The sequence below is a fragment of the Patescibacteria group bacterium genome (assembly GCA_028710985.1).
Taxonomy (GTDB): Bacteria; Patescibacteriota; Patescibacteriia; order JAHJFT01; family JAHJFT01; genus JAQTTB01.
The window spans coordinates 423453-449651 of record JAQTTB010000001.1 but is presented as its reverse complement, the minus strand read 5'-3'; the positions used below and the strand labels follow the sequence as shown (position 1 = coordinate 449651).

The following is a 26199-nucleotide window of genomic DNA, read 5'->3' as shown; positions in this document are numbered from 1 at the left end:
ACCGCAAACCGGCGAGGCAAAACGGAATGCCCCGCTTTTTTTATAAAAAAGATCTCAGACATTTCTGCCTGAGACAAGTTCCCTCCGACCCTTCTCTCGCGAGTGACGAGCCTCTACCCCCTACCTCGTACCGATGGTGAAGATAATACACTCAACGACATACAGCACGTAACGGCCGTGCGGCTTGCTGCCTAGACGCCGGTCAGCGCCCTCTAACGCCCCCTCGTACGCAAGCTCCCCGGTAAGCTGAACGCGCACCGGTCCGTCACCGTCGGTCAGCTTAAAGAGCTCCTCGTAAATACCCGCTCCTTCCAGCGGCTTGCCGGAGATCGGACCGCAACAGGAAGTCATGCTCGTGACGCCCGACTTTTTCGATGTTTCTAGAAGTACTCGGCACGAACCGGAATCCGGGCGATGGCCATCGAATACGATTTCAACCTCGGGGTACGGATCCATCGAAAGAGTCAGAGTGTCTAAAGTCACAGCTCCTTTAGTTATTCTTTCGAACCGCGCGTTCCTGACCAGGTTTTTAACCTTCATCGCTCTCCTCCTGTCTGTGGGTTTACTGGCTCAATATTGGCAGAAAAAAATAATTTGGTCAAGAAAAAAGCCGGCCGCACCTTTTCAGGCTTGGCCGGCGATAAGCTAGAACTAATCAGCCGCACGTCAGGAGCTATTTTTTTCCCGGAACTTCCTCACTCGTTCAAGCGCTTCCTTGAGTTTCTCCTCAATCTCCTCAAGGGATTCGGGATCGTGACGAAGAGCACGACCGTCGAAGTTCACCTCAAGGCGCCACTTTTCCGGAGAATTGTCCCTCCAGAAGAGCCGCGATGTTGGATGCGCCGAGCGCGGGGCTGAAGGGGCAGTCGCGGATCGGCTGGGTCTTGAACTAGAAGAAGCAGAACCCGCCGGACGGCCGCGATGGGGTCGGTCGCGCAGTAGATCGGCGAGCCCGGCCTTGATCTCGCGAACCGAAAGGTCGTCAATGGCGATGCGGTTGATCATTCGCCCAATGGCCGTCGGATTCTTCCTGAAGTAATCTCTGGCCCGCTCGGACTTGACCGCGTCCGCCAAGGCAAGCGCGTGGGAGAAACCGATTCTCCCCTGGCTCAAGGCTTCCCGGATCGGCAACTCGGTTTTTACTATGGTCAGATAGTTGGCAACCGTCCTGCCTTCAGGATCGTCCATGCTCGGAAAGACAAGCTTGGCGATCTTGGGCTTGGATATGCCCCCAAGATGAAGCTTCTCGCAGATGAGAGCCTTCTCGAGTGGCGTGAGATCGTCGCGCTGGACATTCTCGGCCACGGCGAGGCAGAAAGCATCGCTATTTGTGATGTTCTCGTAGATGCGCACCAGGCCGGTCGCCTCTCGCAACTTCTGAAGAGCGGCATAGCGGCGAAAGCCGGCGATGAGATCATACTTCCTATCTGCCCGCGGACGGACCAGCATAGGAGAAAGCTGACCGTTCTCGCGGATGTCCGCGGCCAGAGCTTCTATGTCCGCGAACCTCAGCCGCGTGCGGAAAAGCTCGCCTGCATCAATCATGATAAGCGGCAGGCTCATGATTGTCGGCGCGCCGCCACTCATCCTGGCCCATTGCTTCAGCTTCGGAGATTCTTCACGAGAACGCATAATATTCCTCCTTTTCGTGTCGGTAAAATGTGCTGGCTCAATATTGGCAGAATTTTTAAATTTGGTCAAGGAAAAATAAAAAAGACCTTCTCTCAGAAAGTCTCTTTGGTGGGTGTACGTGGGCTCGTCCCGATGTTCCGCTTCGCGGAAATCGGGATCGCTTCGCGAAACCTATCTGGTGGGCGGCACAGGAGTCGAACCTGTGACCTCAACAATGTCAATGTTGCGCTCTAACCAGCTGAGCTAGCCGCCCAAAATGCTGCAACATTTTTATCATAATTTTAAAAAACTGTAAACCCTAGTAGTGCGTTTCCACCGGCGTGCCGATTTCGGCCCAATTGTAAATCCACTCAACATCCGCGAGCCGCATATTGACGCAGCCATGGCTCATACGATGACCGAAATTATTATGCCAATAAGCGTAGTGGATAAAAACGTGCGGAAAAATATTCAGATTGTATTTCACATTCGGCAGATTGTAGTTGTCCGGATGGTTAACGCCGTAAGTCCATGCGTAATCTTTAAAAAGTTGTTTTAATTTTATCTGCGTTTTGCCGATGGGCGTGGGATATTTCCAGAGGCCGGTGGACACCAGAAACACCTTGATCGGAATTCCCCACTCATACGCAGTCATTCTTTGTTTGGTAATATCAATGTCAATAAACTTTGGCTGACCGATCGGCCCGGCAATGAGTTTGCTTGTCGGAATAGTAATTATTTCTTCGCCGCCGCCATTCATGTCGGCCAGGGCAACACGCACGCCGCCGCGATAATCATTCTCATAAGAAAAGAATTCACCCTTTGAATTGCCGAATTTATCAAAAAGACGGACATGCGGACCGCCGCCGCCGTTTGGAGAAGTGACGATCTCGTCAAGTTTATCGTTATCGAAATCTCCGGCCGCGACCGAAACACCACCTTTGTAATCTTTTGAATATGCAAGCCATTCGCTATTTTCATACCAACCCTTAATCCCATATTCAAATACGCGGACCATGGGATCGCCGTAGGAAAAACTAGAAATAATGACTTCTTCCGGGAAATCGTCATCGAGCTGACCCATGGCAACCGAAACGCCGGAAAGATTGTCTGCCGGAAAAGCAAAGAATTCGGTTTCCATGGCGCCGTTACTGTTAAAAATTTTTACATGCGGTCCGCCCGAGGGACCGGCGGCAGTAATTATTTCTTTCTCCCCATCGCCGTCCCAGTCGCCGCAGGCGACATTCACGCCGCCGCGAAAAAATTTGTTGTACGCGAACCAGCCGCCCTTAGAAATATCGTTTCCGTAACCATCAAAAATCTTTACGTGCGGACCGCCACCAAATTGCGTACCGGTGATTATTTCGTTTTTAAAATCGCGATTCACATCGCAAACCGCGACATTTACTCCCTGTCCGTAGCTCGGCGCGTAAGCATAAAACATGTACGCCATGGTGCCGTCCTGGCGGAATATTTTAATCTCCGGCGGCTTGCCCTGGCCCGTACCGACAATCACTTCCGGCACGCCGTCATCGCCCAAATCGCCGACCGCGATACTTGCGCCGCCGTTATATCCCTTGTCAAAGGCCATGAAGTTTCCAATAATTTCAAAGCCGTTAAAAACACGCACTTCATAATCCCGCGAATCTGCTGCGTTTGCCGAAACGCCAACAAAAAACAGAGCTACGGAAATGATTGTGCATTGTATAATCTTTTTATACATGGCGATAATGCTATGGTGGGTGCGGATGGATTTGAACCATCGACCCCAACTTTATAAGAGTTGTGCTCTAACCGCTGAGCTACGCACCCGTGAAAAAACAACATCTGAGTCCCGACGATCCCGACGCAGTCGGAATATCGGGACTACGCACCCGGAGTCACTCGTTCAAAGTATAGCGATAATTTTGCATTATTTCAAGACCAATTATTCATACTGTCAACAACTTGACAGAAAAGTGGTATTATGGTTAGATAGCAGGTTCAAAAGGAGTTAATCATGAAAGACAGACGTGGCGCAACGCCATTGATAATAGATAACTGCTTTGACTCTGCTCCGCTTCTTCACAACACCGCCAACCGCCTCAAAGCCAAAATCGGCGAAATACTATTCTTCGAGCCGGCGATTGAAATATTCTTCGGCAACATGGTAGATAAGTATGGCGAAAGTCCGGCCTGGGATATTGTCAAAGAGGTGGATTTCCCGATCGGGCTTGAAGAGGCGCAGGAGATGATGACGATTTTCCGGAAGATAAACGACGAGCCCCCGCGCCTTTACCAAACCCTACAGACCGCACTCCACGCCGTGCATCCGGGCAAGTTCGACGATGCGCTTGAGGCGCTTGAGGCGCTCTGGAAAGACGAGAACTCCCGGTATCTGCTCATCGCCGTCGCAAATATCTTTTTCCTGATTCTCGGAGTGGACGCCCTGGAAAGAGGCGACCTTCCGAATCCGGCCGACGACGATACTTCGCCGGTCTATGCTTCCTAGCCGCCCCCGCCTATGGCCGTTCTCTAGCCCCCTTGGACTTCTGAACGGCTTTTTTCTTTGCGCAAAATAGGGTAGAATATAAAATAAAGTATGCTCAAAGTGAGTTCGCCAAAAATAATCGCGAAAATCGTAAAGCAAGAAATTGCCAAAAAGGGCATCACTAAACTTGTTGCGAATTTTTATAATTCACTTCCCCGAGGCGAGATGTATCTTGTCGGCGGCGTAGTGCGCGACATCCTGATGGGACGCACTAAACGGGGCGATCTTGACTTTGTGGTGCGCGGAGTCGCGGCAACTGATCTAAAAAAATTTTTGACAAAATACGGCGACGTAAATCTGGTCGGCCGCAGTTTCGGAGTTTTTAAATTCCGCACGCGCGGCCGTGCCGATTTTATTGATTTTGCCCTGCCGCGCACCGAACACGCGCGCGGATCGGGCGCGTACCGCGATTTCTCGGTTCAAAGCGATCCGAAGCTCGAGATCGCGGACGACCTCGGCCGCCGCGACTTCACGGTCAATGCCCTGGCCTGGAACACGAAGACTAACGATCTCGTTGACCAATTCGGCGGATTGAATGACCTCCGTGGCGGAATAATCCGCGCGGTCGGCGAACCCAAGGAAAGATTTCTTGAAGATTATTCACGAATTCTCCGCGCGCTCCGCTTTACCACCGAGCTTAATTTTGAAATTGAAGGCCGGACCTGGCATGCGATTAAAAAATTAATTCCCGAAATCAATAAAAAATCCGGCGGCAGCTGGATCGTGCCGCGCGAAACCATTGCCAAGGAATTTTTGAAAAGCTTTGCCGCAGACCCGGCCGAAGCATTTGAGTGGTGGAACGAATCCGGCGCGCTTGCGGAAATCGTTCCGGAAACCGCGGCAATGCGGCGCTGCGGCCAGCCGGAGCGATACCATGCCGAAGGGAATGTTCTAGAGCACACCCGCCTCGCGCTCCGGGCGATCGCTTCTCCGGAATTCAAAAAAGAATTTGGATATAAAAATATTCCCATCTACCTCGCACTCGCCGTGCTTTTTCACGATATCGGAAAACCAGCGGTCAAAAAGGGCGGTTCGCCAAAGGACGCGGGCTTTACCGGCCACGCGGCGGCCGGCGCCAAAATCACCCGTGAGATTACAAACCGGCTCCGGCTCGAAAGCTACAAGGCCGCGGAAATTGATATTGAAACCGGCCGCCTGGCCTGGCTCGTGGGCGAACACATGTTTATTTTGCATAACGATCCGAAAAAATTGAGCTTCACTGAAATTGAGAGCCGTTTTATGCGCCCTGACTTTCCGGGCGATCTTTTGCTCGCACTCTGCTGGGCCGACATCAGGGGCGGTAAAACCTCGGCAGAGATCGTGGATCTCTACATGGTCCATTATCTTGGCGTAAAGAACCGGATCCGCGGCATCCGTCGCCGTTTTCCCAAAGGCTTGCCGCCGCGCCTGCTTGACGGCCGCGAGGTGCAAAACATTCTAAAAATAAAACCCGGCCCGCGCATTGCGGAAATCCTGTGCGATCTTCGCGAACGGCAGCTCGAGGGAAAGATATCAACTTCGGGCCAGGCAAAAAAATATTTATTGTCCTTAGAGTAACCACATGCCAAAAAAATCCGAAAAAAATTTATTCACGGTAAAAGAAAAAGACGCGGGGGCGCGTCTTGATGTTTTCTTAGCTCTCTCTGCGAGAATTTCCCGCTCTCGGGCCCAAAAAATGATAAGGTCCGGCGGCGTGATGATCAACGGCCGACCGGAAACTCCGCATTTTTCCATGAGGCCGGGCGACCGAGTTGAACTTGTCCCGCTCGCGGAAAAGAAAATAAGAAAAATAACTCCAAGAATTTCGGTCGTGCACAAAGATAACGACTTTATCGTTATCAATAAACCGAACGGCATCGTGGTGCACGCGCCGAATGAAAAATATTCCGAACCCACGGTGGTTGATTTTCTACTAAAAAAATTTCCCGAGATTGCCAAGGTTGGCGATCCGCGGCGGCCGGGTATTGTTCAACGGCTTGACCGGGATGTTTCCGGGCTCATGGTCGTCGCGCGCAATAAAAAATCATACGCGCACCTGAGATCCGCCTTTGAGTCGCGGGCCGTTAAAAAAATATATCTCGGCCTTGCCCACGGACGGCTTGACCAGGATGAAGGCGAAATAAATTTTAAGATTGCACGAAGCGTACGGCGGGCGCGCATGGCGGCGCGACCGGAGAGCCAGGAGGGCAAAGAAGCGCTGACGCGCTACTGCGTCATTCAGAGATTTCCGAGCTTCACACTTACGGAAATTGAAATCCTGACCGGCCGTACGCACCAAATTCGCGCGCATTTTTTTGCCATCGGCCACCCGCTTGCCGGAGACGCGCTATATCGGGCAAAACGGCCGGGTAAAATCCGGGCGCCTCGGCTTTTTCTCCATTCGACATATCTCGGATTCTACGACATGGCTGATAAATGGCGGGAATTCCGATCCGAGCCTCCGGAAGAATTAAATACATTTTTAAAAATACTATGATAATTTCTCTTTCCGGCGCGCTCGGTTCGGGCAAGAGCACCATCGCGAAAATGCTTTCCGAAAAACTCGGCTGGCCTCGTTACTATGTCGGCGAAATGCGCCGCCAAGCCGCGACCAAACGCGGAATGACACTTGAGGAGTATAACCGGCTCGGGGAAACCGATCCCGCAACCGATACTGAAGTCGACGAATGGCAAAAGCAGCTCGGTAAAACGCAGGACAATTTTATTATTGAAGGCCGGACATCCTGGTATTTTATCCCCCATTCGGTAAAAATTTATGTTGACGTTGACCCGCGCGTCGGCGCGAAGCGAATTTTTGACCAAACGCAAAAAAAAGAACGGACGAAAGAATCAAAAAATTTCAGTAATGTCGATGAGGTGATGGCCGCTAATCTCGAACGCATGGCAAGCGACCGACGCCGATACGAAAAATATTACAGCATCAATGCTTTCGACAAATCGCACTTCGACCTCATAGTGGACACGACCAACGAGACGAAGGAAGCGTCTTTTGAGCGGGTTTGGAGCTTTATTGAGCCACGATTGACAAAATCATGACATTATTCTACAATATGCACACCTAAGATAAATGGTTTATTTTTTTATATATGACCGACAAACAAATCGATAAAAAAGAAGAGAATCAGCCGGCTCCGCTCCCGACAGACGTCGGGACCGAAGCAGCCGCGGAAAATAAAGAAGCCGCGCCCGAAGCCATTGAACAAGCTCTCGAGGAAGCAAAGGCCGCCAAAGCGGTTGAGGCGATCGAGCTTCCGAAAATTAAGGCCGGCATGCTCGTGCGCGTTCACCATAAAATTAAAGAAATGTCTGCCAAGGGCGAAGAAAAAGAGCGTATTCAAATTTTTGAAGGACTGGTAATCGGCGCCCACGGCGCGGGCAATAAAAAAACCTTTACCGTGCGCAAGGTAGCGAGCGGCGTGGGAGTGGAAAAAATTTTTCCGGTCTCAGCTCCGGCAGTCGCCAAGGTTGAAGTGATAAAACAGTACCGCATGCGCCGGGCGCAACCGACGTATCTGCGCAAGGGCTACAAGAAAAAATTGAAAGAGGTCGCGGTGAAATAAAAAAATCTCCGATCTGGCATGCGTAAGGCCGCAAGATTTTGCGGCCTTACAGTACCCTGCTTCGGAGATTTTTATATTCCCAAGTCAGTCGCGATGGTATTGGTGTTATAGCGCTCGTAATACGGAAAGTAGTCGCCTTCCTGATCGATATCCTCACCGGATTGATAATTCAAATAAAATGCTTCTGAAACATCCTCCAGATCGTTGATATACCAATCATTGCCATAGAGCAGGCGGGCAAGCTGATCGGTTGTCACCCAGCGGAGCGTACCGCCGCGCGCCACGGCGTAAACCTTGGGATCGCTCGGAAATTTAATCATCTTCACGCCGGGCTTGTAGGTGATGTTTCCGCCGAGCGGAAGCTGAGCCAACGTCGCGGCATCCACAATCTGCAGTTCATCATAATCCGGGTACCAGGTAAAATAGCATCTTTCATTCGGAAAAACATAGCGCTTGCCGTCGATTGCATAATAATACACCGTGGAGTCAATCTGGGTTTCTAGATTCTGGTCGTCCGGCAGTTTAACCAAGCTGCCTGTATCTAAATCCTCAATGCTGTGGATGATTTGTCCCTCAACCTCCTGAACCGCCCCGACCGCGGTCAGGGTCGCAATCGGCAGGGCGAGCGCGAGTATCGCTGCGAATATAAGAAATTTTTTCATATCTATAACCCCAAATCAATATTAATCGTCGGGTTGGCGGTAAGTTCCGATGCCGCGCCGTAGTCGGATGAACTTTGTATGTCGGTCCCGAATTTATAGCTTGGCCAGAACGCGACATCCACATCGTCAATCTTGGTGTTCCAATCCTGGCCATAGAGAGCCGTAGCGAGCGCCTCGGTCTGTATCCAGCGGAGCGTACCGCCGCGCGTCACGGCATAGGTCTTGGGGTCGCTCTGAATTTTAATCATTTTGTAGCCCGGACGGTACGTAACGTTTCCACCGATCTGCATTGCCGCGAGCTCGTCGGCGGAAATTGTCGTCACTGAAGAAAAATCATCATACCAGGTAAAAAATACTTTATCATTCGGAAAAACATAACGCTTGCCGTTTGAAGCATAATAATAAACCGCGCTCGAGCTTTCGGTTTTTACCAGAGAACCGAACGCGATTTCCTCCTCGACTGGCGGGGGCACCACAACTTCGGTAAGTTCAAACGGGATAGCAGTAAGACTTATGAGATTATTATCCATATCGCCGGTTGATTTTGCGCCCGAAGAAGTCCAGCCGGATTTTAAAACATTGATATTGCAGTTCAGATCATCGCCGCGCGTCGCAAGCGCGAGCTCATAAACGCCGCTCCCGAGTTCCCTGATTCCGTGAATGGCCGTGTCGCTGCAATCCGAAAGCGTGAAATTATCCGCCGCCAATCCGGTAACCGAAGCATCCAAATTATCCTGAACCTTAACCTGAAGATTATACGCAAGAATATTAATCTCCCCGGCAAGCGGCTGGACACCGTAATCTAACACGGTTTTTGCGCGCACCCACAGCCCGGACTTTCCTTCAATTGAGCTGCCAATCCAGTCCGAGGGGATTGTCCAACTCACCTTGCCCCAGCCAGCGTGAGTAAATGATTCGGTTTCATCGGTAACCGTGAGTGTCTTCCAACCGGAACCGTCGCCCATATATTCCCAAACCGGACTGCCGCCCTCTCCCGGCGTAGTAATATTTATCCAAACCTCATTAAAATAAGTATTTACCCCATCAAATGAACCGGCGGTGATGTAAAGCGCCGAACTCTTGGGTGCGGTATCGCGGCCGAGCGGCACATCGCCAGGCACGTCAGTTTGAGCATCCCCGGTCTGGCCGGTAAAAACCGAACCGTCCCAGTAGTAAACCCACTCGGGATACGCGTTGCCATAAGTCAATGCCGAAGCCGGCGCGACGATAGCGGCACACAGGACAAATATAAAAGTAAAAATCAATATTTTTTTCATAATAATATTATTTAATAATATCTATATTTTACAGTAATCCTTCAATTAAAGCAAAATCGCCCCGACGATACGTCGGGACGATTTTTTATATGATTTTCTTCAGGTATTGACCGGTAACGCTCCGCTTAACTTTGACGATATCGCGCGGCGTGCCCTGGGCGACCAGTTCGCCGCCCTCGTCTCCGCCGTCCGGACCGAGATCAATGACCCAGTCGGCGCATTTTATAACCTCCAAATTATGTTCAATCACAAGCACGGTATTGCCCTTGTCCACGAGCTGATTCAGGACGCCGAGCAGCCGCTTGATGTCTTCAAAATGCAGACCGGTGGTCGGCTCATCCAGAATATAGAGCGTGCGGCCGGTGGCGCGGCGCGCAAGTTCGGTGGCAAGCTTGACACGCTGGGCCTCGCCGCCGGAGAGCGTGGTTGCCGGCTGGCCAAGCTTGATGTAGCCCAAACCGACTTCCTGCAGAATATTTAATTTTTCATAAATAAGCTGTTCCTGCGAAAAGAACCGGCGCGCTTCTTCAACCGTCATGTCCAAAATATCGGCGATGTTTTTCTCGCGCAGGTGAATCTCCAGGGCTTCGGTGTTGTAGCGCCGGCTGCGGCACTCCGGGCACTCAATGTAGACATCGGGCATGAACTGCATTTCAATGCAGACATAGCCTTCGCCCGAGCAATGCTCGCAGCGTCCGCCGCCTTTAACATTAAAACTGAACTTGCCGGCGTCAAAACCCCTCATCTTTGCTTCCGGTGTTTCGGCAAACAGGTCGCGGATTACGGTAAAGACCCCGGTATAAGTTGCCGGGTTGGAGCGGGGCGTGCGGCCGATCGGCGACTGGTCCACAGTAACGACTTTATCGATATTTTCAACGCCCTTAATGTCTTTGTGCTCGCCGGGCACGGTTTTGGCGCGATAAAACTTTTTCGCGAGCGCCGCACCAAGAATATCAAGAACAAGGGTCGATTTTCCGGAACCGGAGACGCCGGTAACGCAAACAAACTCGCCAAGCGGGAATTTGACGTCAATATTTTTTAGATTAAATGCCGTAGCGCCGCGCACCGTAATCGCCTGCCTGTTTCCAGCCCGGTATTTTTTTGGGATCTCAATTTTTTTCCGGCCGGCAAGATAATCGCCGGTGAGTGAACTCTTTTTCTTTTTGATTTCCGCCGTGGTTCCCTGGGCGATAAGTTCGCCGCCGTATTCGCCGGCGCCCGGACCGATATCAATCACGTGATCCGCGGCTTCCATCATGGCTTGGTCGTGCTCCACCACGATAACCGTATTGCCCATATCGCGCAGTTTCATGAGCGTGCGGATAAGTTTTTCATTGTCACGCGGATGCAGGCCGACCGTGGGCTCGTCAAGAATGTAAATAACGCCGGAAAGACCGGTGCCGAGCTGAGTGGAAAGGCGCACGCGCTGCGATTCGCCGCCGGCGAGGCTCATAATGCTCCTGTCGAGGGTCAGATAACCCAGACCGACCTCAAGAAGATTCTTGAGGCGCGCCCGAATTTCACGCATCGCCTGATCGGCAATTTTCTGTTCGGCATCGGAGAGGCTGGCCGCAGGTTTCAAGTTCTTTGTTTTGCCCTTGCGGCTTCCGATTTGGTCAAAAAACTCATTGACGCGCACAATCGGAATATTTACGACTTCATCAATTGATTTTTCGCCAAAGGTGACGGCCAGAACCTCGGGGCGGAGGCGCTTGCCGCGGCAGACCGGACAAATTTGGGTTTGCATGTAGGTTTCAATCTCGCGGCGCACGTAATCCGAATCGGTTTCTTTATATTTCTGCTCGAGCTGATTCAGGATGCCCGGAAATGTTACGGATTTACATTCAAGCTCGTACTGCTCATCGCCAGTACCGTGCAGAATCTTTTTAATTTTATCGGCCGAGATGTCTCCGACCGGCTGATTGACCGAGAATCCGTGCCGCTCCCCGACTTTTTCCAAAAGCTTGATGTGCCAAGTTTGATTTCCGGCAATGCGCGTCCAGGGTTTAACCGCGCCCTGAGCAATGGTCAAACGTTTGTTCGGAATAACCAAATCCTCGTCAAGAATGAGTTTGATGCCCAGGCCGGTGCAGGCCGGGCAAGCGCCGTGCGGACTATTGAAAGAGAAGAGCCGCGGCTCAAGTTTGGGAAGATTAATGCCACATTTTGCGCAGTAAAGCATCTGGCTTAAGGCGAATTCCTCGCCATCATCCTGGACCACGGTAATCATGCCGTTGCCAAGATCGAGCGCCTTTTTAATTAAAGCGACCATGGCATCGTCGGAAATATCGTTCTCGAATCCAACGCGGCCGACCACTACCTCAATGGTGTGGCGCCGCACCTTGTCTTTTTTCATACGGATCGCCTCGTCAATGTCCATAACAATTCCGTCAAAGCGGACTTCCTTGTATCCGGCGTTTGAGGCACCGACAAGCACGAATTTGTGCTCGCCCTTTTCATCCAAAACAAGTGGCGATAATAAAATAATACCGACGCGATCGGTAATATTGGAAATTTTTTTCACGATGTCGCGGACCGTCTGTTCGCTCACTTCGCCGCCGCAGCGCGGGCAATGGGCCCGGCCGGCGCGCGCAAAAATCACACGAAGATAATCGTATATTTCGGTAACGGTTCCCACGGTTGAGCGCGGATTATGGCTTGATGAACGCTGATCAATTGCGATGGTCGGCGAAAGGCCGTCCACGGAATCAACGTCCGGCCTGTCCTGCATTTCCAAAAACTGGCGCGCGTAACTTGACAGGCTTTCCATGTAGCGGCGCTGTCCCTCGGCATAGATGGTGTCAAAGGCAAGTGAAGACTTACCCGATCCGGAAAGGCCGGTAACCACGGTCAGCTTATTCTTGGGAATATCAAGGGAAATATTTTTTAAGTTATGCACACGGGCGCCCTTGATGGAAATCTTATCGTACTTCATTTTATATCTATTTTAGTTTCAATCCGCCTCCGCTTCGCTTCGGCGGATTGTTACTGCTAGTGAAATTTTGTTCGCCGTCGGGCTCCAAAATTTCAAGCCAGTAACAAAAATCTGGATTATTCAAAGTTAATCCAGATTGTAGCACATGATTTAAACTATGGCAAGGGGGCGAGTGGACAAGGCTTTCTTTACTTGCAAATGCCGACTTTTATTTTTGGTTCGGGGAATGAAATAAGCATTCCGTTCGGCGCCTTTAATAATTCCGTTAGCGCGGGATCGCTTTTTTGAAATGCAACTTTATCGCTGCACTTTAATCCCTCTTCGCATCCATTATCATTCAGACACCGCTCTCCGGAACCGACCCTTTTTAAGCAAACACCCTCCCATTCAGCCACTTTCTCGCTTCTATCGGCATCCGAGGCGGATACGAACGTAGCGTTGCCTTGCCAGCAATATAAATCGCCACCGCACTGCGCATCGCTGGTACATTTGACATAACACCGTTCACCGCCGCGTGATGCCGAAGCCGGCGGACAACAATACCAATTGTGAAGAGAGGGGCTGCCCTTTGCGAATTCAACACATTTATATCCCTGCGAACTGGCGCAAAGATCGTCATCCCCTTCTTCAAGGCCGATTTCGCCGCATGACTGGCCATTTTGCCCGGAACGGCATTGGCCAAAATAACATAATCCCGAGGAGCACTCCGCGTCATTTTTGCAAGCCGCGGAAACCGGCCGGCCGCTATCCATACCGACGCAGGCGTAGAGATTTTGATCACACAGAAGTCCGACGCCGCAATCCGCATCTTTGTCGCACGGCATATCCATCTCGCCGTTACTGCACCAATTCTTTGGCGTAGTGTAGTCACTGGCCATTGGACCCATGGCATAACGGATATTCATAATGCATTTTCCGCCTGTGCATTTATTTCCCGAGCCGCAGACGCCACCGGGTTCTCCGGTCCCCGGAGCGGGCTTAACCGTGCACTGCGACCCAAGCCCGCCGAAAGATCTCCACTCACAACCTTCACCCTTTTCAAGATTAAATTTATATTTATTTTCCGCGCAGGCATATTTAGTGACATAGTCCTGGCAGCGCACCGGTTCAACTTCAAAATAAATCGCCCGAATCTTTTTAACCGCCGGCATATCGAGCCGGACAAGCGCCGGATTTATTGTATTTAAAAGCGTGTATGAGAATAGAGCCAAAACAAGCCCGACCACGGCGCCAACCATGGTTTTTTTGGCTTCACTAATTTTCCCGGAATCGCCGGCCGCGGTCACCCAGCGGAATCCGCCGTACATAATCATGACAATCGCGACTATTACGGCAACGCCGACAAGATAATTATAAAGAAGCGCGATATAGCTTCCAATATCGCGGGCGGTTGTCACTCCGCCGATTGGCACGTTGAGCTCAACATTCGGGTAGTCAACATAGCAAAAACCCTTGCCCTCAACACACTCGGACGAAGTCCCCTGCCAACAGCCGCCATATTTACAGCCGGCCATACATTCATCCTCGGGCCAACAAAGCGGATCAACGATTTTTGGTACAAGCGTTTGACCTTTATACGTCGCGGCTTCGTAATTCAAGCACGAATAAATTTTTTGCTCTCCGCAACGATCGGTATCGAAGTCAGCATTCTTGCCATATTGGCTAGTGCAATCTACAGCGCTAATTGAATCGTAGCAGTTTTTAACAAAAACCTTGGTTCCCTTGCACATGATATAGGAAGACAGCTCCTCGCCGCCCTGGCCAATCGTAACGACATCGGCTAAAAAGCTAACTATCTGGCCCGCGGTTGATTCCGCCACCGGACAATCAAGGCTCTTCGCCGTTGTCTCTTGCTCCGTCGGCTCAACCAAGCAACACCCGGCCGCGATTGCGTTTGGAGCAATCAGCATGAGTAATAAAAAAACGGCTGCAACTATTGAACTGATTTTTATAGCAAAAATCTTCATAAATTATTTCTGCGCCGCGAGCACGCCCTGGACAAGTTGGTCCAAAAGATCAGCCGGGATAGAGCCTTCAATCTTTCGGCCGTTTATAAAAAATGTCGGCGTGCCGTAAACCCCAGCCGAACGGGCATCTTCAATGTCGCGCGCCACTTCACCATCATACTTCTTTGACGCCAAACAGCGGTCGAATTCGGCAATATCCACGCCAACCTGGGCGGCATAGGCCTTAATATTGTCCGTGGTCACGACATCCTGATTCTGAAAAATTTTGTCATGAAACGCCCAGAATTTCCCCTGATCCTTGGCGCACTCGCCGGCGATATGAATCGCGGTCGCGCCAGCATGAAGTTCCTCAACCGGAAAATCTCGAAAAATATATCTGATATCATTTGGATACTTAACGGCAATGCCGCGCACCGCGAGCGCCGACTCGGCACAGAACTGACATTTAAAATCCGCGAATTCAACAATGGTGATAGCCGCGTCGATCGGACCGGTTTGCGGATCATCCTGGGTAATGACGTCAAAAAACGGAATAACGACCTGCTGACCCTCATCGGTTGTATACGCAGTGAAGCTGTCGGGAAACTGAAAAACCGCAGAGGCAAGCTCCCCGGTTTTTAATTTGTTGTAATATGACCAGACGCGCCAGCCGAAAAGGCTGCCGCCGGCGATAATGACTGTAAAGATGATAATCAAAAAGACTCCCCACCAGTGGGTGTACCACGGCCGAACAAACGGACGCTCGGGCTCTTCGAGCCCATACGGTTTAAGCGGATCGATTGCCATAAGCTATACAAAACTTCGTTATTATTATAACATTTTATATAGGTATGAACAAAGCAGAATTGCAAACCCGGGCCGAACGGCGCGAGGCGCGCAAGAAAAAAAAGATGAAGGTAAGCGGCGCGAGTGTACGAGCCCTCGCAAAAATAATCCGGGGCAAGGCCAAGCCTTGACTTACCGAGCATTTTTTGCTATAATCTCTGTATCAATATTTAGCTATATTTATGGAAAAAATCATCGGAATCGTAGAGATTGTTATCTCGATTATCCTCGTAACAACTATTCTACTTCAGGCTCGCGGTACGGGCCTGGGCAGCGCATTTGGCGGCGACAGCAACGTCTATCGCACCAAGCGCGGCATTGAAAAAACTCTATTCACAATAAGCATCGTCTTTGGCGTGCTTTTCTTTCTCGTGGGATTGCTGAATATTATTCTCCCCACCATACTTAAATAGGAATAGGATTGTGCCAAAATCTCTTGTGGGACGGCTCGGGGGCGCGATTCGCGCTCCGTTTAGGTTTTTCGGCCGCCTCATCAAAAAATTTAAAATGAGAAAAAATATTTCTCTTCCGGGCGCGGGTACGGCTGAACTTGACCGGAAACTTGTTTTAAATTTGCGTAAACGGCGCGTGCCGACTTTTCGTCAGCTCCGCTACGCCGGAATGGTCATGACGCGCGGAGAAAAAATTGCCGTCGCGATCGCCGCGCTCATTGCGACAGGGGCAATCATCACTGTTGCCGTAGCATTTTACTGCGCCCACATCGCTTACGTGCCAAAGACCGGCGGTGAATATATTGAAGGCCTGGTTGGATCGCCGCAGTTTATCAATCCGATTTACGCGCCTTCAAATGACGTTGATTTGGACATTACCCGCCTGGTTTACTCAGGGCTGGTGCGCATTACGCCGGACGGCGGCATTGAACCCGAGCTTGCCGAATCGTATGAAACCAGCGAGGACGGCAAAACCTACACGTTCCGCCTCCGCGGAGACGCGCGCTGGCACGATGGCGCGCAGGTTACGGCCGACGATGTTATCTTTACATTCGAGAGTATTAAAAATCCCTACCTCGCAAGTCCGCTCAGTGTGAGCTTCCGCCGCGTCAGCGTGGAAAAAGTTGATGATCTCACCGTCAAATTCATGCTGGATGAGCCGTTCGCTCCGTTCCTCGTTACTCTCGCCGTTGGAATTTTGCCGCGCCATCTCTGGGAGGACGTACCGACCTCGAGTTTTCAGCTCGCCGAATACAATAAAAAACCGATTGGCTCGGGTCCGTATAAATTCAAATCATTTACCAAGGATAAAAAGGGTCTGATTCATTCATTTAATCTGGAACGGAACGATAATTATTATGGCAAGCTTCCGTATATAGATAAAATTATTTTTAAACTTTATCCGACTTTCGAGGAGGGCGTGAACGCGCTGAACAACAAAAACATCCAGGGCTTGAGCTACCTTCCGAGTGATTCAAGGGATAAAATCCGCGGACGCGGCGATCTCGCCTACTATCATCCTTCGGTGCCGCAATATACCGCTCTGTTCTTCAATCAAAAAAAACGCACCGAACTGAAAGACATTAATTTCCGCCAGGCGCTCGCTCTCGCGACCGACAAAGGAAAAATCGTTTCCGAGGTGCTCAAGAGCGATGCTAAGGTAATTGACGCGCCGATTATTGAAGGTTATCTCGGATATAACCCGGATATAAAAAAATATTCATTGAATATCGACGAAGCCAATAAACTCCTGGACAAAACCGGCTGGAAATTCCTGTCCGAGGGCGATACCTACCGCGCGGTCATGACAAAACAAAATAACGAAAGCGGCGAAGAGATTGAAGTACGGCAGGATCTTACGCTCACAATCACGACAATCGACACCGCCGAAAACACGGCCGTGGCTGAAGCAATTCGCGGCCAGTGGGAACGCATCGGCATCAAAGTTGAAATTGACGCACGCGACCGCACGGATCTTGAACGCGATATAATCAAAAATCAGGATTACGAGATTCTTCTTTTTGGCGAAATTCTCGGTCTCGATCCGGATCCTTACGCTTTTTGGCATTCATCGCAGATCAGCGCCGGGCTTAATCTCGCGCTTTTCGCAAATCGCGACGCCGATAAACTGTTAGAAGAAGCACGGGGTACCACGGACGTGGAAGCGCGCAAGGAAAAATATATTAAATTCCAGAATATTTTGGCCGAAACGCTGCCGGCAATTTTTCTCTACAGTCCAAATTACAATTATCCGGTGACAGACAAGGTCAGGGGCATCAATATCCAGAGAATGGCCAGCCCGGCGGACCGATTCTCCGGCATCCGCGACTGGTACATTAAAACAAAACGCGCGTGGAACTAGGAAGGGCCTATTTTATCCATTCCGAATAGTTGGATGGTAAATTATAATTAGCGATGTCCAAGTTGATTGAGAATCAGGAATCAAGAATCAGGAATAAGGATCTTTTTAAGCAGCGATTCATAATTCATGATTCATAATTCCTGATTCCCGTCTGGGCAAGTGGCGGAATGGTAGACGCGCTGGCTTCAGGAGCCAGTGGGCGCAAGCCCGTGGAGGTTCAACTCCTCTCTTGCCCACCATTCTTCGCTCGCTAAGCGAAGAATGTCCTCCGTAGCTTTAGCGAAGGAGGACTAATAAAAAACTTGGTTGAATAATCAACGGCGCGAGCTACGAATGGCACGGCCATAAAACAATAAATGTACTACGTTTATATCATCCAGAGTCTAAAATTTTCTAATCGGTATTACACTGGTTTTTCCGAAAATGTTCATAAAAGATTGGATGACCACAATAATGGAAAATCAGTCCATACAAATAAGTATGGACCATGGAAAATAATTTTCTACTGCGCATTTGATAACAAAAAGAAAGCCTTGGATTTTGAAAAGTATTTAAAAACAGCATCCGGGATAGCTTTTAGAAATAAAAGATTAAAATAATATGATGGAAAATTTCAAATTTATTCGTGATATCGGTTGGGATGAGGTATTTCAGCATTGGCATGAACGCGAGGGCAGCCGCGAAGAGTGGCAAAAAGTCGCGACCGAAGTCAAAGGCTATCCTGACTGGCAGAGCTGGCGCAAGGCTTCGGCGGACTTTATCGGAGCGGAGGGGCGCAATTGGAAACTTTATGAGATTTTAAATCCCAACGAAGTAATGCCGAAATTTTTAATCGGCCCGTGGCAGAATTGGCAGAAAAATTTCCAAGAAAAAAACAAGCATACTTTTGAAGATCTCATCAGAATGTGCCCGGACTGGGTCAATGCCAATGGAAAAATTCAACAGATAAAAAATAATTTTCCCGAGCAAAATGAATTTATTGGAATTTATTTTAAAGAAAGCGGAAAATTCGTTCTTTTTGAAGGAACACACCGTGCGTCAGCGATCGCCCAGGCCGTAGCCGAGGGCAAGCCGATTGAATTTAAAAATAATCCAATTATCGCAGTGACAGAATTTTCGGAAGAAGAGGCCGAGCTTTTGCGAAAAAAACTGGAACGCGGCACCCAAAATATCTCAAATATAAAATCTCAAATCTAAAAAATAAAAATTAACTACTAACTACTCACTACTAACTACAAACTAACCATATGGAGGTAAGAAAAACAAAACACTTTAAACGGTTCCGGCCGAGAAAGCCCCTGCCGCCCAAACGCGACGGCGGCGGCCGGCTTAAAATTATCTCCCTCGGCGGGCTTGAAGAGGTCGGCCGCAATTGCACGCTGATTGAATACGGCAATGACATTATTATGATTGATCTCGGCTTGCAGTTTCCGGAAGAAGACATGCCGGGCATTGATTATATTATTCCGAATATCACATACCTTCGCGGCAAGGAACGAAATATCCGCGGCGTAATTATCACGCATGGCCACTATGACCACATCGGCGGCATTCCCCACCTGATTCCGCGCCTCGGCAATCCCCCGATTTACGCCATGCCGATTACGAACGCCATCATCAAGAAGAGGCAGGAGGATTTCCAGAACGCCAAACTCAATCTGCATAATGTAACTCTGCAGGATACCCTGACGCTCGGAAAATTCCGCGTTGAATTTTTCCACGTGAACCACAACATCCCGGATTCAATGGGCGTAGTGATCACGACTCCGGTCGGCACGATTGTGCATACCGGCGACTGGAAATTTGACTTTACGCCGGTTGACAACCAGCCGATTGACCTTGGCCACATCGCCCTCGTCGGCCAGCGCGGCGTCTTGGCTTTGCTTTCGGACTCAACTAACGCGTCCCAGCTCGGCTCGCAGATATCGGAAATGGAAATCGGCCACAATCTGGAGCAGATCATCCAGCAGGCTCCGGGCCGGCTGATTATCGGCACTTTTGCTTCGCTCCTCGCGAGAATCAAACAGGTGATTGAATGCGCCGAGCGCCTTGACAAAAAAGTCGCGATTGACGGCTACGGCATGAAAACCAACGTGGAAATCGCCAAGCAAATGGGATACATAAAATTTAATCCCAGGACGATCATTGACGTAAGCCAGGTTGACCACTATCCCCCGGAAAAAATCATTATTCTCTGCACCGGCGCCCAGGGCGAAGAGCGCGCGAGCCTGATGCGCATCGCCAATAACGAGCATCGTTTTGTCCGCATCCGGCCGGGCGACACGATTGTATTTTCGTCGTCAGTGATTCCCGGAAATGAACGCACCATCCAGCGCCTTAAGGATACGCTGGCGCGCAAGGGCGCGGAAATCATCCATTACCAGATGATGGACGTGCACGCCGGCGGCCACGCCAAGGCCGACGACGTGAAGCTCATGGTCCGGCTGGTGAATCCAAAATATTTTATTCCGATTGAAGGCAACCATTATCTCCTGCGGCTCAACGCCAAGGTCGCGATGTCCGTGGGAATGAACCCGAAAAATATTTTGATTGCCGACAACGGCCAGGTTATGGAATTTACGCGCGACAACGGATACCTCACGCAAACCCGCGTGCCGACCGACTATGTGTTCGTTGACGGGCTCGGCGTGGGCGACATTTCGCAGGTGGTGCTCCGCGACCGCCAGGTCCTGGCCGAAGACGGAATGGTCGTGATTATCGCGACGGTTGACGCCAAGACCGGAAAACTTCTGGGCAATCCGGATATCATCTCCCGCGGATTTGTTTACATGAAAGAAAATAAACAATTGATTGAACAGACGCGGCACATGGTGAAAAAACTTGTTCAGGACCGCGATCCCAAGAGCGCGGCGGACAATGATTACATCAAAAATAAAATCCGCAATGAAGTCGGACAGTACCTCTTCAAAAAGACTGAACGCCGACCCATGATTTTGCCGGTGATTATCGAAGTCTAAAGTCAAAAGCCTGCCTGCCGGCAGGCAGGTCTAAAGTTAAAAGTTTATGACTAATCATAAAAAAATAATCGTTTCCGGCATTCAGCCGACCGGCGCGCTGCATCTCGGGAATTACCTAGGCGCGATTAAAAACTGGCTTGAGCTTCAGGAAAAATTTGACTGTTTCTTTTTTATCGCCGACTACCATTCCATCACCATCCCCTACGATCAGGCGGAAAAAGAACGCCAGACGCTTGAAACGGCCAAGGATCTCGTGGCGCTCGGCATCACCAAATCAAAACTTTTCGCGCAGTCGCAGATTCCCGAAGTGACCGAGCTTGCCTGGATTTTCAATTCCATCACGCCGATTGCCGAGCTTGAGCGCATGACCCAGTTCAAGGATAAGGCGAGCCAGCACAAAGAAAATATTAATGCCGGACTTTTTACCTATCCGGTTCTCCAGGCCGCGGATATCCTGATTTACGGCGGCGAGCTTGTGCCGGTCGGCGAAGACCAGATCCAGCACGTGGAACTCACGCGCGTCATCGCGAAAAAATTTGACAAACTTTTCGGCAAGACTTTTCCGGAAACCGAAGCCTATCTTACGAAGATTCCGCGCCTCAAGAGCCTGCAGGATCCGGCGAAAAAAATGAGCAAAAGCCTGGGCGACAAACATTGTTTGTATATTTTTGAAGACGAGGCGAACATCCGCGCAAAAATTGCCAAAGCCGTAACCACACCGGAAGGAATCGCGAATCTCAAACTCATGACCGAAATATTATCCGGCGCGAAAGAAAAATTCGACGAAAAAAACAACGCCAAGAGCAAAGAAAAACTCGCGGACCTGTTTCTCCGATATTTCGCCACGGCCCGGGCCAAACGAAAAATGATTCCGGATTCGGAAATCATTGAAACATTGCGGACGAACGCGGCGCTCGTCCGGCCGGTTGCGCAAAAAACAATTGCCGACGTGCGAAAAAAGATCGGATTGGCGAAAATTTAAAATAAAGTAGGGGTCGCATATATGCGACCCCTACTTTATTTCGTTTCCATTATCCACGTCCCGTCCCAATCATCGGGGGGCGGGAATTTTTTAAATTGTCCGCAGCGCGCGGCAAGATTTTTTGAAGCCGGGTCATCGAGCGCGCCGAGCAGGCCGATCGCCTCATCCCATTTTTTATTCCGATACAGGCCGAGGGCTTTTTCATATTCCGCGGCCGATTGTTTTTGCGCGGCCGGGAGATCGCCGGTAAAACCGACAAGCTCAAAAATTTTTACGCCTTCTTTTTTTCCCTTAACCGCCACCCGATCAATCTCGCGCGTGAAAAATCCTTCGGATAATGCGGCTTTGGTAAATTCGGTGATGATAATGCGCGTGCCGTACTCTTTATTCAGGCCCTCGGAGCGCGAGCCGAGGTTGACCGCGTCGCCAAGCACGGTGTAATCGAACCGCTCGGCTGAACCCATGTTGCCAACGACCATGCCGCCGGTGTTGATGCCGATGCCGATCGCGATTTCGCGGCCGCCGGGCCAGGCGGCGGAACGGTTCAGATCGTCAAGTTTTTTTATCATAAGAAGAGCGGTGCGGCAGGCGCGTTCCGCGTGGCGCGGTTCGGGAAGCGGCGCTCCCCAAAAAGCCATGAGCGCGTCGCCGATATATTTATCAAGCACGCCGTCGCTAGAGAGGACGAGCCGGGTCATCTCGGACAAGTATTTATTCATGAGGCGCGTCAGTTCTTCCGGGCTCAAGCCCTCGGACAGCGCGGTAAAGCCGCGAATGTCGGAAAAAAGCACGGTGAGCTCTTTTTTTTCACCGCCCAGGGAAAGTTTTTTCGGGTCTTTTAAAACCTCTTCAATGACATGCGGCGAAAGATAATAGCCGAACGCGCGGCGCACTTCCCGTTTTTCGCGCTCTTCATGAAGGTAGCGGTAAATTGAGAGCGTGGTAAAGACGGCGATGAGCGCGGCGAACGGATAAATTATGTTGAGAATCGTGCCGAGATCGAAACAAATCACCGCGGCGACGATATAAAAAATTCCGCCCGCCAGCGTAAGCAAGATGTGCCAGCGCAATCTCGCGAAAATTGACGAAAGCGCGAGAAGCAGAGCGAGCGCGAAAATTATTACGACTGTGAGAAACGGCGATGCGGCCGCCAGAAAATTCTTATCAATAATTGTCTGGATAAAACTCGCGTGTACTTCGATTCCGGGCATGGGCTCGGATTTGGCGGTCGGAGTGAGCCACGTATCATGCAAATCCGGCGCCGTCGCGCCGATAAGAACAATTTTATTTTCAAAAATTTTTGAATCAAACTCTTTTTTCAAAACTTCTCCAGCCGAAACTGACGCGAACAAACCTGGTCCGCCGGAAAAATTAACAATTGCCTGGTTATGTTCGTCAATCCTCACAACGCCGCGCTCGGCGCTCGCGAGTTCGGCGATCCGGGCGCCGAATGATTTTATAAAATTACCGTCCGCATCAACGACCTTAACCGGCAGGCGGCGGACGATGCCGTCGGAATCCGGCGGCGTGTTAGTGAGGCCGAGCTCGGCGGACGATGCAATTTCACTTACCGGCGCCAACAGCTTCGTGACGGTGATGGCCTGGCGCGCGCCGGCTTCGGGTATTTCAAGCACCCCCTCGACCGGCAATACGACGGGGAAATCCTGCACCAGAGCCGCCGCTAATACCTGATCTTGATTCGTGGGCTCGGAAAAATTGATATCAATACCCAGAACGCGCGGCCGGCCGGTGGCGATCCGCTCCACCAACCCAGCAACAACCGAGCGGTCCCAGGGCCAGCGTCCGATTGCCTGCAGACTCTGGTCATCAATCGCGACAATTAAAATATCCGAACGGATTTCTCCTTCAAGAAAAAGTTTATCTTCAAACCGTGACTCTAGACTCCCCAGGGCGCCAGTCCAAAAAAGCAGGGAGAGCAGCAAAGCCGCTAACCCCGCTATACCGAGGCTCGTAAATGCGAGCCGGGATTTTTTGTCCATTCCGACGTTAAACATTTATCTTAAATTATAGGAAACTTCAATTGTTTTGGCGTCGCTCTTCGTAACGCCGGCCTCGGTGTACGACGCAGTGATAACCGCGCTTCCGGAACTCGGATTGGCGTGAAAAACGCTTCCGGAAATGTAGCCGACGCTCGGATTTGAGTTGACGCAGCTCACAAGGCCGGTAACATCTTTATCCGAGCCGTCGGAATAATAGGCCCTGACATACAAATTCGCGGTTTCGTAATTATATATGGAGTAGCTACTCGCGGTAAGTTCAATGCGCGAGAGCGTGACCTCGGCGGGCGGCGGAGTTTTGACGGTCATGGTGAAGCTCGCGGTTTTCGTGACCCCGCCGGAGGTGAAGCTCGCTTCAAGGCGCGCCGAACCGGCCGTACTCCCAGCGATGAATGTACCGTTTGTAATTGTGCCGATCGCGCCATACATTGTCCAGGTGGCAACCGCAGCGACATCCTCGCTCGTACCATCGACATAACTCGCGCTAGCGAGAAGATCGGTGGCTCCCTCGGTATAAATCGGATTCGGCAGAGCGGAAACGGTGAGCGAACTCAATACTTTGGTGGAGGCCGGTTCCTCGGTTGCTGGGGGTTGGACCACGACCGGCGGAATAGTGGTTTCCGGTTCAGCCACCGGCGTGAGTTCGTCGCTTGCGAGATTATCCTCCCGGAGCTCTAGTTGAAGGTTGCTTTCAAGATCCGGAGCCACGGACTCCAAAAGCTTGACTTCTTCCTGGAGGATGCCAAATTTTTTGAGGTCATATTCAATTTTATCGGTCAGAATCTGCTTTCTCTCGGAATCGGGTATGGCGCCGACTTCGGTCTCAAGGTTTTCCAGACCCAATTTTGCCACTTCCAGAACATTGGAAATTGTTTCCTTTTCATTAAACTGCATCAATCTCTGCGCTTCGGAAAGGCGGCCTTCAATGGTGATGAGCTTCCAATAAAGTACCTTTTCGGGAATGATGTCACGCGACAAGCCGAGTTCTTCCATTTTTTGCTTCAACCGGTATGAGCGGTCCACGGGCAAAACATCGGCCCAGAATCCCTGATTGAAATACAGAAGGTTGGGAAGGATCATGCCAAGCTTGGCGCGGTTCCGCTCGCCATCATTTTTAATTAGGTTTTCAAAATTGATCAATTCCTGACTTGCGAGTCCGACCTTATCCTGATGCGCGAGTTCGGCGACTTCGGCGAGACGGCGCGACATGAAGAGTTTTTCCAGGGCGGCACGCTTGTCCGGATTGTTTGTAAGCGCCAGACCGGTCCGCTCGGCAAGGCGCTGCAAAACAAAGACCGGAGAATCCGGAAGCGCCTTGATATATTTTCGGAGTTTATCGCGCCGCAATCCCCAGACGCGTTCGGCAAAATCGTTGTCGTCGGTAAGATTCTTAAGAAACCAGTCGCTCTTCATGAGTTCGTCCGGGATCATTGAGGGCTCAGTCTGGAATACGTCCGCCGCTTTGTCAAACTTAATCAAGCTGCCAGCCTCAAGCTTGAGACGGCGCGGCTTGTCCTTGATGATTTCGCGGGTCGTGCTCGAGATACCGTACATCGTGACATCAACCAGGCTTTCGGTTACATCAATCTGGGTTTCACCGTCCTCGTCAACCGCGACCGCAAAGGCGGTACCGCGCACCGTGGCAACGACGGACGATGTTTTGACTTCGTATTTTGAATCAAGATCCAGGAGATTCAGAATTCTTGACCACACGCGTCCGGCAACGACTTCAATTCCAATGTTTTGTTCAAGAAAGTTTTCCTGATTTACATCCAACGCGCTTATGGTGATCTCGGTATTGGCGTCAAGGCGCATGATTGACGAGTCGTAAAAAATAATACTCGCCGCGGATTTATCAAGCGTGCGGACGCGGTCCCCGGCCGAGAGCTTTTCGCCGTCTTTGGCGCGCCGCCAGGTGCCGCCGGACGCCGGCCAGATTTCAACCCCGCCCTGATCGATTTCCAGAATCACTTCCGGAGTTCCCATTTCCGGCGTGGCGGTGACCGCCCGAACTCCCCAGACCGCAAAAGCCGCGGCCGCGATAAAAAGAATAATTGCGATAATTATAAGTTTTTTCATAATAAGGCTATTTTAGCATAAAAAATACCCAATGGACAGAGCCTTGACTTGGCGCCTAAAACATGGTATACTCCCCCTGTCCCAGCAAGCTGGATGACCGCTCCGACATTCCGTCGGAGAGGAAAGTCCGAACACCCCCTGCGCAAGCAGGGCCAAGGGCAGTTGGTAACGCCAACCGGAAGAGTTGAGGCAGCTAGAAGTTCTCGAGACTTTTGTTACTTCGGCGAATTCCAGGGAAAGTACAACAGAAAGTATACCGCCCCGACGCTTCGGTCGGGGTAAGGGTGAAATCGTGAGGTAAGAGCTCACGCGTTTCCCGGTGTGAACCGGGATCTGTGCAAACCCTGCCTGGTGCAAGCGCAAATTTGGTAGCGCGCAAGAGCCCGATAGCAATATCTGGCCCAGAGAGATGGTCATCTGAAAAACTAAATTCGGCTTACAGGCTCGCCGGGACATAAAAGA

The 26199-nt window shown here is 50.7% G+C and carries 22 protein-coding genes, 3 tRNA genes and 1 other RNA gene; 14 read left to right on the top strand and 12 right to left on the bottom strand.

What is annotated here, in order from left to right; genetic code table 11:
* Positions 1–120: 120 nt before the first annotated feature.
* The 5 genes from PHW53_02165 to PHW53_02145 form a co-directional block, all read right to left on the bottom strand.
* Positions 121–540: a hypothetical protein gene (locus PHW53_02165; protein MDD4995246.1), complete on the bottom strand. Its 420-nt coding sequence runs from the start codon at positions 538–540 to the stop codon at positions 121–123.
* A 126-nt stretch (positions 541–666) separates the two neighbouring features.
* Positions 667–1632, bottom strand: a complete 966-nt coding sequence (locus PHW53_02160; protein ID MDD4995245.1) for a ParB/RepB/Spo0J family partition protein — start codon at positions 1630–1632, stop codon at positions 667–669.
* A 176-nt stretch (positions 1633–1808) separates the two neighbouring features.
* Positions 1809–1885 (bottom strand) — tRNA-Val (locus PHW53_02155).
* A gap of 45 nt (positions 1886–1930) precedes the next feature.
* Positions 1931–3334 (bottom strand): L,D-transpeptidase, encoded by a 1404-nt coding sequence (locus PHW53_02150; protein ID MDD4995244.1) that lies wholly within the window; start codon positions 3332–3334, stop codon positions 1931–1933.
* Positions 3335–3347: 13 nt separating this feature from the next.
* A tRNA-Ile gene (locus PHW53_02145) sits at positions 3348–3423 on the bottom strand.
* A gap of 187 nt (positions 3424–3610) precedes the next feature.
* On the opposite strand from PHW53_02145, the gene PHW53_02140 reads away from it, so the two are divergent.
* The 5 genes from PHW53_02140 to rplS all read left to right on the top strand — a co-directional run bounded on the left by PHW53_02140 (position 3611) and on the right by rplS (position 7701).
* The gene (locus PHW53_02140) at positions 3611–4102 is read left to right on the top strand and encodes a hypothetical protein (protein ID MDD4995243.1); all 492 of its coding nucleotides are present in this window, start codon (positions 3611–3613) and stop codon (positions 4100–4102) included.
* Positions 4103–4192: 90 nt separating this feature from the next.
* Positions 4193–5698, top strand: coding sequence for an HD domain-containing protein (locus PHW53_02135; protein MDD4995242.1), 1506 nt, complete (start codon positions 4193–4195; stop codon positions 5696–5698).
* Positions 5699–5702: 4 nt separating this feature from the next.
* Entirely contained in the window at positions 5703–6617 is a 915-nt protein-coding gene (locus PHW53_02130) for an RluA family pseudouridine synthase (protein ID MDD4995241.1), read from the top strand.
* Positions 6614–7177 carry an AAA family ATPase gene (locus tag PHW53_02125; protein MDD4995240.1) on the top strand — a complete coding sequence of 188 codons (564 nt, stop codon included), beginning with the start codon at positions 6614–6616 and terminating at the stop codon, positions 7175–7177. Before PHW53_02130 ends, PHW53_02125 begins: the two co-directional genes overlap by 4 nt.
* A gap of 158 nt (positions 7178–7335) precedes the next feature.
* Positions 7336–7701 carry a 50S ribosomal protein L19 gene (gene rplS / locus PHW53_02120; protein ID MDD4995239.1) on the top strand — a complete coding sequence of 122 codons (366 nt, stop codon included), beginning with the start codon at positions 7336–7338 and terminating at the stop codon, positions 7699–7701.
* A gap of 71 nt (positions 7702–7772) precedes the next feature.
* Here the strand turns inward: rplS and PHW53_02115 are convergent, their stop codons facing one another.
* The 5 genes from PHW53_02115 to PHW53_02095 all read right to left on the bottom strand — a co-directional run bounded on the left by PHW53_02115 (position 7773) and on the right by PHW53_02095 (position 15328).
* Complete coding sequence (locus PHW53_02115) at positions 7773–8363, bottom strand: hypothetical protein (GenBank protein MDD4995238.1); 591 nt, start codon at positions 8361–8363, stop codon at positions 7773–7775.
* A gap of 2 nt (positions 8364–8365) precedes the next feature.
* Complete coding sequence (locus PHW53_02110; protein MDD4995237.1) at positions 8366–9640, bottom strand: hypothetical protein; 1275 nt, start codon at positions 9638–9640, stop codon at positions 8366–8368.
* 85 nt (positions 9641–9725) lie between these two features.
* On the bottom strand, positions 9726–12575 hold the full coding sequence (uvrA, locus tag PHW53_02105) for an excinuclease ABC subunit UvrA (protein MDD4995236.1): 2850 nt from the start codon (positions 12573–12575) through the stop codon (positions 9726–9728).
* Between the two features lie 188 nt (positions 12576–12763).
* Positions 12764–14542: a pilin gene (locus PHW53_02100; GenBank protein ID MDD4995235.1), complete on the bottom strand. Its 1779-nt coding sequence runs from the start codon at positions 14540–14542 to the stop codon at positions 12764–12766.
* A gap of 3 nt (positions 14543–14545) precedes the next feature.
* Positions 14546–15328, bottom strand: a complete 783-nt coding sequence (locus PHW53_02095; GenBank protein MDD4995234.1) for a thioredoxin domain-containing protein — start codon at positions 15326–15328, stop codon at positions 14546–14548.
* 44 nt (positions 15329–15372) lie between these two features.
* Between PHW53_02095 and PHW53_02090 the strand changes: the two genes are divergently transcribed.
* The 8 genes from PHW53_02090 to trpS all read left to right on the top strand — a co-directional run bounded on the left by PHW53_02090 (position 15373) and on the right by trpS (position 21640).
* The gene (locus tag PHW53_02090; GenBank protein MDD4995233.1) at positions 15373–15498 is read left to right on the top strand and encodes a hypothetical protein; all 126 of its coding nucleotides are present in this window, start codon (positions 15373–15375) and stop codon (positions 15496–15498) included.
* A gap of 51 nt (positions 15499–15549) precedes the next feature.
* Positions 15550–15780 carry a preprotein translocase subunit SecG gene (gene secG, locus PHW53_02085; GenBank protein MDD4995232.1) on the top strand — a complete coding sequence of 77 codons (231 nt, stop codon included), beginning with the start codon at positions 15550–15552 and terminating at the stop codon, positions 15778–15780.
* Between the two features lie 10 nt (positions 15781–15790).
* Complete coding sequence (locus PHW53_02080) at positions 15791–17680, top strand: ABC transporter substrate-binding protein (protein MDD4995231.1); 1890 nt, start codon at positions 15791–15793, stop codon at positions 17678–17680.
* Between the two features lie 153 nt (positions 17681–17833).
* Positions 17834–17919, top strand: a tRNA-Leu gene (locus PHW53_02075).
* Positions 17920–18036: 117 nt separating this feature from the next.
* Entirely contained in the window at positions 18037–18279 is a 243-nt protein-coding gene (locus PHW53_02070) for a GIY-YIG nuclease family protein (GenBank protein MDD4995230.1), read from the top strand.
* 1 nt (position 18280) lies between these two features.
* A complete protein-coding gene (locus tag PHW53_02065; protein ID MDD4995229.1) occupies positions 18281–18877 on the top strand; it encodes a hypothetical protein in 597 nt (198 codons plus the stop codon).
* A 50-nt stretch (positions 18878–18927) separates the two neighbouring features.
* Complete coding sequence (locus PHW53_02060; protein MDD4995228.1) at positions 18928–20658, top strand: ribonuclease J; 1731 nt, start codon at positions 18928–18930, stop codon at positions 20656–20658.
* Between the two features lie 46 nt (positions 20659–20704).
* Positions 20705–21640, top strand: a complete 936-nt coding sequence (gene trpS, locus PHW53_02055; GenBank protein ID MDD4995227.1) for a tryptophan--tRNA ligase — start codon at positions 20705–20707, stop codon at positions 21638–21640.
* A gap of 35 nt (positions 21641–21675) precedes the next feature.
* Here the strand turns inward: trpS and PHW53_02050 are convergent, their stop codons facing one another.
* Positions 21676–23655: an adenylate/guanylate cyclase domain-containing protein gene (locus PHW53_02050; GenBank protein ID MDD4995226.1), complete on the bottom strand. Its 1980-nt coding sequence runs from the start codon at positions 23653–23655 to the stop codon at positions 21676–21678.
* Positions 23656–25737 (bottom strand): DUF5667 domain-containing protein, encoded by a 2082-nt coding sequence (locus PHW53_02045; protein ID MDD4995225.1) that lies wholly within the window; start codon positions 25735–25737, stop codon positions 23656–23658. It abuts the gene before it with no gap.
* 81 nt (positions 25738–25818) lie between these two features.
* On the opposite strand from PHW53_02045, the gene rnpB reads away from it, so the two are divergent.
* Positions 25819–26192, top strand: an RNA gene (gene rnpB, locus PHW53_02040) — RNase P RNA component class A.
* Positions 26193–26199: the final 7 nt, after the last annotated feature.